This window comes from Chitinophaga pinensis (genome assembly GCF_007896845.1).
GTDB classification, from domain to species: domain Bacteria; phylum Bacteroidota; class Bacteroidia; order Chitinophagales; family Chitinophagaceae; genus Chitinophaga; species Chitinophaga pinensis_C.
Genome location: NZ_VOHS01000005.1, coordinates 99,477 through 112,173, shown reverse-complemented (window position 1 = coordinate 112,173; position 12,697 = coordinate 99,477). Strand labels below are relative to the sequence as shown.

The window sequence follows — 12,697 nt, the reverse complement described above, 5'->3', positions numbered from 1 at the left end:
CAGACAGTATGCAAAGAAAAGCGCTATATATACTTTTAGCTATTCTCCCGTCCGTAACAGGATGTAAAAAATATCTGGATCAACAGCCGGATAGTACCTGGACACAACTGGACACACCTGAAAAGGTAAGCCAGCTGCTGGGTACTGCTTATCCACAGGCTAACTATATGACCTTCTGCGAAGCGATGTCCGACAACGTGGCCGATAAAGGTACCGGTATCGACGTACGTACCAACAGAGATCCTTTCTATTTCAATGATGTACAAAACATCAATCAGGATTCTCCTGAATATTATTGGGCCGCGGCCTATACCGCCATCGCTGCGGCTAACAACGCCTTAATCGCCTGTGAAAATGCAAAAGACACCGCTGCTTACAGCCGGCAGAAAGGAGAAGCACTGGTAGCACGTGCATATGCACATTTTATGCTGGTAAATATCTTCTCTAAAAGCTACGATGCAGCAACGGCTAATACAGATATGGGTATTCCGTATGTTACCGAACCGGAAGAAGTAGTCTTCAAACAATATGACAGGAAGACAGTAGCCTATGTATACGATCAGATCGAAAAAGACCTGCTGGCAGGTTTACCATTGATCCGTGATGACAAATACAAAGTACCTAAGTACCACTTTAACCAGAAAGCAGCTTATGCTTTTGCGGCAAGGTTCTACCTGTACAAACGTGACTATAAACAAGTGATCACCTACGCAGATATGGCTTTCCCGACAAGTCAGGCAGTAACCTATCTGCGTCCGTGGAACAGCTCCTATGTGTTCCTTTCTCCACTGGAATTATTTAACATCTATTCCAACTCCAGCGAGAATGCCAACTTCCTGCTGGTGGAAACTAATTCCAGCTACGGTCGTAATCTGGCACAGTACCGGTTTGGTATGAACTTCCCGATGTACAGAGCTATCATGGGTAGTAATGTAACAGGTGGTGACTGGTGCTTCCCTGCATATACATATGGAACTGCTGATTACTTCATTCCTAAGCTGAGTGAATATTTTGTAAAGGAATCGGTGAATGCAACCATTGGTTACATCTATACTATGCTGCCTTTATTCACAGCCGAAGAAGTACTGTTCAACAGAGCCGAAGCAAACGCACAACTGGGTAACACCTCCGCTGTTCTTGCTGACCTGAATACTTATGCCAGTACGCGTATCACCAACTATGATGCATCTGCTGATGCGGTAACACTGGCCAAATGCAAAAGTTACTATGGACTTTCTGATAACAAAGACGCTTTGCTGAACACTGTGCTGGATTTCAAAAGAGCAGAATTCGTGCAGGAAGGTACACGCTGGTTTGATCTGATGCGCTACAAAGTGCCTGTTACCCATGTAACCAGTCAGGGACAGACTATCATACTCGGCGCAGATGATCCGCGCAGGGTTATTCAGATACCTGTATCGGCCAAGACATCCGGACTTCCATTAAATCCCCGCTAAACATTTCTCAGGATTTATCCCGCAAACAGCATGAAAAATATAAAGACATTATTACTTCTCCTGACGGTGGCCTTGTTTGCCGCATGTGCAAAAGATGACGATCTGAGTAATCTGGAAGATATTCCTGGATTGGGTGGAGATAGCTGGCAAAAAACAGCACTCGACAAATGGTTGTATGATACTCTGGTAGTACCGTATAACATTGAAGCAAAATACAAATGGGACCAGTTTGAGTTTGATCTGAACAAAACACTGGTACCGCCACAGGAAGCAATGGTAAAACCAGCCCTGCAATCCATTAAAAAAGTATGGATAGACACCTATGTACAGGAAGCGGGTATTGAATTCTTCCGTAAGAACAGTCCGAAATTCCTGATCCTTTGTGGCAGCGCCAGCTGGAATGTGGATAACGGCACTATCACTTTAGGTACCGCTGAAGGTGGCCGTAAAGTGGTCCTCTATTCCATCAATTCTTTCCGTATCAAAGGCATGCCCAATTATAAGCCTTCTGACTCAGCAACCCTGAAGCAGATCTTTCATGTAATAGAGCACGAATTTGGGCATATTCTTCATCAGACGATACTTTACCCACCAGCCTTTAAAAATATCTCCGCAGGGCGTTATTCTGCCAACTGGACCAATATCAGCGATGACGAGGCACACGCCAATGGTTTTATTACCCCATATGCGATGTCTGGCTTTGACGATGACTTTGTGGAAATGATCTCCCTGATGCTGACAGACGGCCGTGCAGGTTTTGAAAGACTGATCGCCAGTATACCGGAAGGAACCGCAGCCAGTGGTGTGACACAGGCACAGGCCATCTCTGCCCTGCGTCAGAAAGAAGCCATGGTTGTGGCCTACTTTAAAACAGCGTGGAAAATAGATTTCTACAGTCTGCAGACAAAGAAGCGGAAAGCAGTTGAAGCACTGATCTACTAAAAACAGCGGCTGACAATCATTTCAAAACACTAAGAAAAGACGCAAGATATTATGTATAAACGCTTACTCCTGATATGTTTTACCTTTTCCGTACTGGCAGCCTGCCAGAAATCGGATGAAGACGTATTCAGTGCTCCTCCTGATACCCGCCTGAACGATACCCTGAAAAAGTATAATGATATGCTTGTGGCTGCGCCATACGGCTGGAAAGGGCTGGTATATCCTTCTGGTCTGGAGCATGGTATATTCTCTTTTTACTTTCAGTTCAATGATTCCAACAGGGTAAAGATGTATGCTGATTTCGACTCTGCATCTTCCGTGACCATGGCAGAAAGCAGCTATCGTCTGAAAGCATTGCAACAGCCATGTCTCCTGTTTGATACTTATTCCTACATACACCTGCTGAGCGATCCGGATGGTTCCGTGAATGGCGGTGTATATGGCGAAGGATTATACTCTGACTTCGAATTTTCCATCGAAGGCATGAGTGGTGACTCGATCGTACTCAAAGGAAGATATCATGGCAGCAGAGCTGTACTTGTAAAAGCAACAGAGGCAGAAAAGAATGCTTATGCTGCACAGAAGAGCAATCGCCTGATAGATAAAATAGGTAGCTACCTCACTTACTTCAAACGCCTGACTGTTAACAGTAAAGGTTATGATGTGGCTTTTGATGTTGCCAGCAGAACCATTACCATCAGCTGGGTAGATGAAGGTGGCAATAATCATACAGAAAGCACCGGCTTTTATTATACGCCAACCGGTGTAGCATTCTCACCTGCCATTAATACCGGCAATGAGACGCTGACCGGCTTCGATAATGTTACCTGGAACGCCTCCACAACGACACTGGGCTTTACGGCCAACGGAAATACCGGTACCATCAAAGAAACAGCGAAACCATTGGTAATTGATAAAGACGCTGCGAAAACCTGGTGGCAACAGCAGGTAGATGCAGGTAGTTACTGGGTAACAGTAGATGGATTCCATGTAGACGGTATTGACGATGCCTACGGCATTCAGCAATTGCCTGACTATTCCTTTGTTGTATTCTATCCAAAATTCGGTACCAGCGACAATACAGTGTATGACCTCTTAGGTTTTGTAACCCGCACTGACGCCGGACAATACATCGAATACGGACCTGCATTCAGCGCTCCGACTTTCAAAACAGACGGCCGCATCATATTCCCATATCTGGGCATACTCGGAGAATTGCCGGAAGGAGAAACTGCTGTCTCCAACACCATTACGAAGATCACAGACTCCAACGGATTCTATCTGGTAAAAACGAATAGCGGTTACGATATGGTAAGCGCTAAAGACGGAAAATCCTGGATATCCTGGTTTTAACAATCCAAAAAGAAAGTTATTCACATGAAACGGTATTCTACTTATTCTTTTTACAGGGGTTTGTTGCTCATGGCAGTAGCACTGCTGGGTATACTGCCTGTTAAGTCCCAGACCAAGGATATTAAACTGGGCTCCAGCACCTTTGGCAGTGAGATCAGCTGGTATCCCTGCCCGCTGCAGGACTACAAGAAGGGCGCCCGTGCACAATATCTTTATCTGGCATCCGACCTGCAGGCAGCAGGTATGGGCGCGGGTAATATCAGTGCCCTTGGCTTTAATGTGCTTAACCTGCGTGGTATGAGCATCATAGAAAACTATGTAATAAAGGTAGGCTTCGTAACATTGAATAACCTGGATGAAACCAGATGGGAAACGGTTACTAATCAGGTATACGGTCCCAATCACTACCTGCCGGTAGCGGGTTATAACAAGTTTGCCTTCAATACCCCGCTTATCTGGAACGGTTCTGATAATATTATCGTTGAAGTATGTAATGGTGATCCTTCTGGTGGTACCAGCAATGAGAATCCGGAAGTAGCCTTTACTACAATGATGCCCTATAAAGCAGCGCATACCTATAGAGGAAATGACGGTACGGAATGTAGCACAACTTCAACTGATAATACCGGCGACCTGAATACACGTCCTGATATCCTGTTTACATGGACACCAGCAGCAGCTTGCACCGGTGCACCTGTGGCAGGAACAGTCGTGGCAAATGCAGCAGAACTTTGTGCTACGGGTAAAGTATACCTGTCACTGACAGGCACTTCTCTTGCCTCAGGTTTAACTTTCCAATGGCAGTCTTCTGCTAATAACAGCACCTGGACCAACGTCAGTGGTGCAACCCTGCCAGCTGTGACAGTAACACAGACTGCCAGCACCTGGTACCGTTGTGTAGTAACCTGTACCAGCGGTAGTGCCACTACCTCTGCCAGCCAACAGGTAGTAACACCTGCGCCGGTGAGTGGTACTTTCACCATTGATAGCAGACAAGCAACTGCCGGTAATAATTTCCATTCCTTCGCAGACGCTGTCAACTTTATCAGATGTGGTATCAGCGGCAATGTAATATTTAACGTGGCCGCAGGTTCTGGTCCTTATAACGAACAGGTATCCGTTCCCTCCATCACCGGCGCATCTGCCGGCAGCACTATTACTTTCAATGGTAATGGGGCATTACTGCATTTCCTTTCCGCTGATGCGAAGAAACAATATGTATTCGAACTGGATGGCGCAGATTATGTAATAGTGAATAACCTGCAGATAAAAGCAGAAGGTACCGGCTTCCAGCAATATGGTACCGCTGTACACCTGACAAACGATGCAGACAATAACACGATCAACGGCTGTACCATCACCAGTGATCTGGTAACCACCATCGACCAGTTTGTAGGTATCACATTAAGTGGTGGCCCCGGTGCAACTGTAGAAGACGCGAAGTGTGATAACAACACCCTGAGCAATAATACTATTACCGGTGGATACTACGGTATCTCCATGTTTGGTGGTCAGTTTACCTCCGTGTCAGGTAACAAAGTCCTCAACAATAAAATATATGATGTTCACAATACCGGGATAAAACTGCAGGGCTCCTTTAATACACTGGTGGAAGGTAATGAAATCAGCAATCCGACCAGAACAACCCAGTGGTACTTCGCAGGTATTGAATTGAATGGACTGAACACCAAAGCAATTGTTAATGCAAACCGTATCCATACGCCGTATGGTGGTATGCCGGGCAATGAGCAGCCTGCTACCGGTATCAATGTGAATATGGTAGTGGCTATCACTGGTCTTGAAAATAAGATTACCAACAACCTGATCTATGATATGAACAGTGGTGCCGACGTTACCGGTATCGCCTGTAATTATTCCAATAATATCTGGTTGTATCATAATACGATCGTTCTTGATGGCGCAGCTGCGCAGGGAACTTACGCAACAAAAGGTTTCACCGCAGATAATGGCGCTGGTGGTCTCCAGTTTAAAAATAACCTGATCTACATATCAAGAACAGGCAATTTTAAGAAACACGCCATGTACACAGATGGTGCTGGTGCCGGATTGGAATCTGACAGAAACGTGTTCTTCATCGCGAATACAGTGACAAATGCTTTTGTAGGATATGAAGGACAGGATGCAGCAACTCTGGTACAATGGCAGAGTATCTCGGGGCGTGAACAGGCTTCTGTTTTTGCACCGCCATTATTTGTAGATCCGGCAACAGGCAACTTCAAACCACAGAACAGCTCTGTGGATGATAAAGGTGCCTTCGCAGATGTAGCCCTCGATATCACAGGCGCTACCCGTAGCACCACAACACCTGATGCGGGTGCATATGAATTTACGCCACCTGCCTGTACAGCACCTCCTACACCGGGAACTGCCACACTGTCTAAATCAGTAGTATGTCAGAATACGGATGTAATGCTGGGCGCAAACGGTAATTCTATCGGTATTGGTCAGAGTTACCAGTGGCAGACAGCCACCGCTTTAGCCGGTCCTTTCACTTCCATTGGCAATGTACTATCTGGTCCGGATACAACTATCAGGGCCACAACAACACAATATTACCGGTTGGCAGTCACCTGTAGCGGGAATACTACGTTTTCCGTACCGGTATTACTGACGGTGAACCCACCTATGACACCGCAGACTTATACCATCAACAAAAATGCACCGGCTTCCGCACTCAACTTCACCAGCTTTACCTCTGCAGCTGATGCATTGTCCTGCGGTATCTCCGGTCCGGTAGTATTTAACGTGGTAGCAGGTTCCGGGCCTTATAACGAACAGATGATACTGGATACGATCAAAGGCGCCTCCGCGACGAATACAGTTACTTTCAATGGTAACGGTAATACCATCGCCTACAGCTCTGACGTATCTTCAGAAAGAGCAGCGATCAAACTGCGTCATAGTGATTATGTGATCATTGATAGTCTGACAGTAAACGGAGACGGTAGTGGTCAATATGGTGTAGGTATACAGCTGATGGATCATGCTGATAACAACATCATCCGCAGATGTAATATCATAGTAAGCACCACAGATTATTCCAAGGGAGTGGCTATGGTCATCAATGGTAGTGGCACGGATGAAGGTGAAAGTTATAATGCCTCTTATTGTAATAATAACCTGATTGAAAGAAATAACATTGTTGGTGGTTATTCAGCACTGACACTGTTTGGTAAAGAAGAATATCCGGCTGCTAATAACCGTATCCTGAATAACAACATCTCAGAATTTACACAGAATGGTATCCTGACAGATGGTACCCTGAATACGACAATTGCGGGTAATATCATCAGCCGTCCTACGCGTAACGGCAGTATGAGTGACTTTAATGGTATCAGATCTTCTACGCATAATGGTCTCCTCATCGAGAACAACCGCGTGGTGAATCCTTTTGGTGGTAATAGTACCGCTTATGGTGGGTTCGTAGGTATCTCTGTAGAACAGACAAGAGGCAGCGTATGGAATATTGTGAGAAACAATATCATCCACGCTACAGGTGGTAGCGGATCAACTGTTACAGGTATCTATGGTGGATTTACCAATAAAACCGGTATTTATCACAATACAATTGAAATAGAAAGCGCTCCTGAAGCAGACGTACTGGGCTTCTCTCTGGACGGTAATGCGGATAGTCTTGCTTTCAATAACAATATCATTAGTCTCAGAAGTGCAACAAGTAACAGATATGACAGGATCGGTATCAAACTGGGTAATGCCAGCCAGCAGATCCTGAGTATCGGTAATAATAATATCTATCTTAAGGCAGCAGGTCGTTCTTATGTCGGTAAAGTAGAATCTGTTAATGTTCCTGATATTGCAACATGGCAGGCGACGCCTTTTGGTACAGCATCTATCAGTGTAGAACCGATCTATGCCGATATGCAGAATGGTAACTATGCACCGGTGATCTCTCCGTTTGACAACGCCGGTATTCCGGTAGGAGTAACCAAAGATATCATAGGTGTGACCAGAAGTACAACTACACCAGATCTGGGCGCATATGAAATCAATATTCCAAAATGTACTGCTCCTCCTGTAGCCGGTACCGCGACTGCCACACCGGGTAGTGGTATCTGTCTTGGAGATACAGTAAAACTGGACCTGACAGGTAATACTAAAGGTGGTACCCAGACGTATCGCTGGCAGCGTGCAAAAGCAGCTACCGGACCATGGACAAACTTTGGTGAATGGCAGTTTGTATCCACACTGGCTACACCTATCACTTTCGAAAATTACTTCCGTTGTATCGTAGTATGTGGCACTGACACGACTTACTCTGCCGCAGTAAAAGTAAATATGAACGCGGCGTTTGCTGCCGGTCGTTATACAATCGACCCCACAAAACCAGCCGGTGTGACTAACTTCCAGTCCTTCAATAAAGCAGTAGAAGCTCTGGAATGTGGTATCGATGGCGCTATCATTTTTGATGTGGCAGCAGGTACCTATAATGAGCACATCAGGATGCATGCCGTAGCAGGCGCTGGTCCGGATGCCGGAATCACCTTCCGTAGTGCAAGTGGTGTTGCAGCAGATGTTACGATGACGTATGCCTCTCCTTATGATACCAACTATGTGGTAAGTCTGGATAGTGCAAGCTATATCACTTTCAATGGTATTACCATGAAAGCGACCGACAATAACTATGGTAAAGTAGTAGTATTCTCAGGTGCCGCTGCTTACGATAGTATCCTCAACTGTAAGATCATTGCTCCTGATGTGATCAACAGCAGCACAGATGTAGCCGCTATCATCGGAGAAAACTATGTTGGTAATAACATTGTGATCAAGGGCAATACAATTGAAAATGGTTCAGCGGGTGTATACTTCTTTGGCCTTGGTGATCAGAGTCAGTCTTTAGATCACGTGGTTGACAGTAATATCATTAACAACAGCTTCAAATGGGGTATCTATTCGCAGTATACCAGCCGTATGCAGATGACCAGAAATATCATCAATCTGGATGGTGATATGAGCAGCTCAGGCTATGGTATCTATGTCTTCGAATCAGATACTGCATGGCAGATCAATCAGAATACCGTTAACATCCTGAATACCGTATCCAGTGATAAAATATATGGTATTCAGGCAAGATGGGGTACTACTGAAACTTATGCGCCGTTTGAAATCATTGGCAATAAGATCATTGCACTGACCAACAACAAAGCATCGCTCTATGGTTTATATACCGGCGATAATAATAACACCAGTATACTGAATAACGTAGTGAGCCTCGTAACAGCCAATAAAACAGTTTATGGACTGTATGTAGACGGTGATAAGGCTGCTACTTACTATAACAACACGATCTATAACGGTTCTCCTGATCTGTCAGGTAAAACCACCAATATCACCGCCAGATTCAGAGACGATGACGGCAGCAGCGTAGTGGTAAGAAATAACATCTTTAGTCACGGTGCAGCAGGTATCGCTTTGGATATGGGTAGTGTAGTGGGAGAGAATACAGACTACAACCTGATCTATTCTTCCGGTGCAGTACTGGCATCTACCTCTCTTTATAAAGATGCAACTTTAGCTTCATGGATAGGACATACCGGACTGGATATACACTCCATCTTCTATAAACCGGAACTGAACCTGACGGATGGTAGTCCGGTGGTGAATGCACCCGGTGTATGGGCCCTGAATGGTCGTGGTATACAGATTCCTTTCAATGATCATGATATTAAAGGTCAACCAAGATCGGCCACCTTACAGGATGGTGTACCTGACCTAGGTGCATATGAATTCGTACCGACTTCTACACCAGCCTTGCTGACAGCTACGCCTGCGGCACCTGCTGCCGGTACTACCCAGCACTTTATGATGGGTTCTGACAGTGTGATGTCCATCACATGGGCAGCCGGTGCACCGGTTCCTGCTACTGTGGATATCAGAAGATATACAGGCACAGTACCTCCGAATGTAGATGCGTCTGTAGAAAAAATGTACTTCTATAATGATGTGCAGACAAGCGGCACAGGTGCATTCGACTTCTCCGTGAAGACCTTCTATATGGATCCATGGCAGGGTTTTGTAAGACAGCAATCACAGCTGGGATTAGGCAGAACAGATGCGGATGATAAGTGGCTGGTGACAGACAGTAGCAAAGTAGATGAATACAATAACTATATCACGGAATCTAAATTGAGCTTCCTTGATAAATTCACGGGTCTGGTTGATAGCGCAAGAGCGGTAGTTCCTGTTGTGATTCCACCGGCCGACAGCTCGAACAGAGGTACCCGTTTCTGGGTGGCATACGGTCATCATGACTTCTTCTTCAGTAGTAATGATCAGGATATGGTGCTTTACCTGAGTGCACAGGAAGCTGCTGACGTTACCGTAAAAGTGAATGGTACCAGCTGGATTAAACATTACCATCTGGATGCTAATTCAACATTGGCAACAGACATGATACCGAAAAATGGACTGGAAGATGCCCGTCTGGTATCAGAAGGTCTCTTTGACAGAGGTATCAGCATAGAAAGTGATAAGCCGATTGTAGCATACGCACATATTTATGGTAATCAGTCCTCAGGTGCTACCATGCTCCTGCCGGTAGGTACCTATGGATATGAATACTATGCACTGGGTTACAATCAGGTATACGGCGCCGCTGACTACTCATGGGCTTATGTGATCGCTGATCAGCCAAATACGGTAGTAGAGATTACGCCGTCTGTTCCGACAGCAACCGGTCACCCTGCTAACGTACCATTTACCGTAACACTGAACAAAGGTGATGTGTATCAGGTATTAGGTGCAAGGGTAAGTGAAACCACCGGTTATGATGTAACAGGTACAATCTTCAGATCAGTATCTAACTCAGCCGGTAAATGTTATCCGATTGCCGTATTCTCCGGTAACAGCCGTACCAGCGTAAGCTGTGATCCTACAGGTAGTGGTGGTAGTGGTGATAACTTTATCCAGCAGTGTTTCCCTTCACAGGCATGGGGCAAACGTTACCTGACAGCGCCTACATCTACAGATGAAGATCCTTCAAAACTGATGGGTAACGTCTACAGGATTATGGTAAAAGATCCGGCTACAAAAGTAAAAGTAGATGGCGTTACACTGACCGGACTCAATAAAGGACGTTTCTATCAATATGTAAGTGAAGAACCTAACTATATCGAAGCAGATCAGCCAATCATGGTAGCACAGTATATCGCGTCTACCGGCAGATGTTTCAATGCCGATGGTTATGGTGATCCGGAAATGATCTATCTCAGTCCGATAGAACAGGGTATTAAACAGCTTGGTTTCTATCGTAACACGGAAGAAGGAATTATCTCCAACTATCTGACACTAATCATCCCTACCAATGGTGTGAACAGTCTGAAAATAGATAACAGCACACTGTTTGACTTTAAATATCCTCACCCTGCTTTACCGGGTTACACCGTAGTGGTGAAACGCTGGGATGCTACAAAAGCACAGAGCTATGTAACCAGTGACTCCGCATTTACCGCGATCACATACGGTCTGGGAGATGCTGAAAGCTACGGCTATAACGCAGGTACTCTGGTAAGAAATCTGAATACCCGTGCTTCAATCTCTAACGTGAATAACGGTACAGGTGCGGCTAATGATTACACCTGTGAGAATACGCCGTTCAGATTCACCTTTATCTCAACACAGCGTCCTACTTCTTTACAGTGGAACATCAGTAAGGTAAGCAACATCACACCTGCTGCTGATGTAACACAGAATAATCCGGTACCGGTTGATTCATTCATCGCTAACAATAAGAAATACTACCGTTTTGCAATTGATGCAGATTACTCCTTCTCCAAAGCAGGTACTTATTATGTGCCGGTAGTAATGCAGGATCCGTCATTCGAAGGCTGTGATAATAAAGTAGAAACCTTCCTGCCGGTGAATGTAATCGCTGCGCCGAAAGTGGACTATACCGCCACCTTCAATGGATGTGTAAGCGACTCCGTACACTTCGAAGGAACAGGATCAACCACAAATAACGCAGCTATCACTAAATGGAAATGGGAGTTTGGTAATGGTGCGATAGATAGCATACAATCTCCTGTATATCTCTACTCTTCCGGTGGTACATACGATGTGACAATTGGACTGGTGGCAGCAGATGGATGTATAGCCGATACAACCAAAGAGCTGGAAGTAAAAGGACCGGCAGAAGGTATACTGGTTACAGACTCACTGACCATCTGTATGGGTACTGACGCTTCTTTCGAGGTACAGAGCCCTGCAACAGGAGTAGACTACAGCTGGTATGATGCACCAGCAGGCGGTAATAAAATAGCAGATGGCAGTACACTGAGCGTCACCAATGTTACTGCAGATGTGAAATATTATCTCGAAACAAATAAGGATGGTTGTGCATCTCCTGTGCGTACACCAGCGGTGCTCACCGTGTTACCACAGCTGACAGCACCAGTCGTAACACTCGATTCTACAGGTGTAAATGCCCTGCGTTTCGTCTGGGATGCGGTGCCGAATGCTTCAGGATATGAGGTGTCAACGGATGGTCTGAACTGGACCGTTCCTTCTTCCGGTAGCAAAGGATTATTCCATACCATTACCGGCTTACAGCCAATGCAGGAAGTGAAACTGTGGGTAAGAGCGCTGGGTTGTAAACCTGTAGAAACAGGACCGGTAAGTGGTACCACACTGCTGGACGGTATCTACATTCCGAATGCCTTTACGCCTAATGGTGATGCGGTGAATGATGAACTGAAAGTATATGGTAGCATCATTAAAGATATCCACCTGATGATCTTCAACCAATGGGGAGAAAAACTCTTCGAATCTGATATCCAGAGCCGTGGATGGGATGGTACTTACAAAGGCAAACCACAGCCATCAGGTGTATACATGTATGTGTGCAGACTGCAACTGGCAGATGGCAGTACGGTAGATAAGAAAGGAATTATCAACCTGATCAGATAACC

The 12,697-nt window shown here is 45.5% G+C and carries 4 protein-coding genes; all 4 read left to right on the top strand.

All coding sequences use genetic code 11. The annotated features are described in order from the left end of the window. Window positions 1-8 precede the first annotated feature (8 nt). The 4 genes from FEF09_RS06825 to FEF09_RS06810 are packed head-to-tail and all read left to right on the top strand — an operon-like array spanning window position 9 to window position 12,695. A complete protein-coding gene (locus FEF09_RS06825) occupies window positions 9-1,457 on the top strand; it encodes a RagB/SusD family nutrient uptake outer membrane protein (protein WP_146304429.1) in 1,449 nt (482 codons plus the stop codon). A 30-nt stretch (window positions 1,458-1,487) separates the two neighbouring features. Then, entirely contained in the window at window positions 1,488-2,399 is a 912-nt protein-coding gene (locus FEF09_RS06820; RefSeq protein ID WP_146304428.1) for a putative zinc-binding metallopeptidase, read from the top strand. Window positions 2,400-2,450: 51 nt separating this feature from the next. Continuing rightward, window positions 2,451-3,752 carry a DUF4302 domain-containing protein gene (locus FEF09_RS06815; RefSeq protein ID WP_146304427.1) on the top strand — a complete coding sequence of 434 codons (1,302 nt, stop codon included), beginning with the start codon at window positions 2,451-2,453 and terminating at the stop codon, window positions 3,750-3,752. A gap of 24 nt (window positions 3,753-3,776) precedes the next feature. After that, on the top strand, window positions 3,777-12,695 hold the full coding sequence (locus FEF09_RS06810) for a right-handed parallel beta-helix repeat-containing protein (RefSeq protein ID WP_146304426.1): 8,919 nt from the start codon (window positions 3,777-3,779) through the stop codon (window positions 12,693-12,695). Window positions 12,696-12,697 lie beyond the last annotated feature (2 nt).

Excerpts from the sequence above, each read along its gene's own strand:
- FEF09_RS06825 (WP_146304429.1), top strand. The coding sequence starts at position 9 with ATGCAAAGAAAAGCGCTATATATACTTTTAGCTATTCTCCCGTCCGTA.
- FEF09_RS06820 (WP_146304428.1), top strand. The coding sequence starts at position 1,488 with ATGAAAAATATAAAGACATTATTACTTCTCCTGACGGTGGCCTTGTTT.
- FEF09_RS06815 (WP_146304427.1), top strand. The coding sequence starts at position 2,451 with ATGTATAAACGCTTACTCCTGATATGTTTTACCTTTTCCGTACTGGCA.
- FEF09_RS06810 (WP_146304426.1), top strand. The coding sequence starts at position 3,777 with ATGAAACGGTATTCTACTTATTCTTTTTACAGGGGTTTGTTGCTCATG.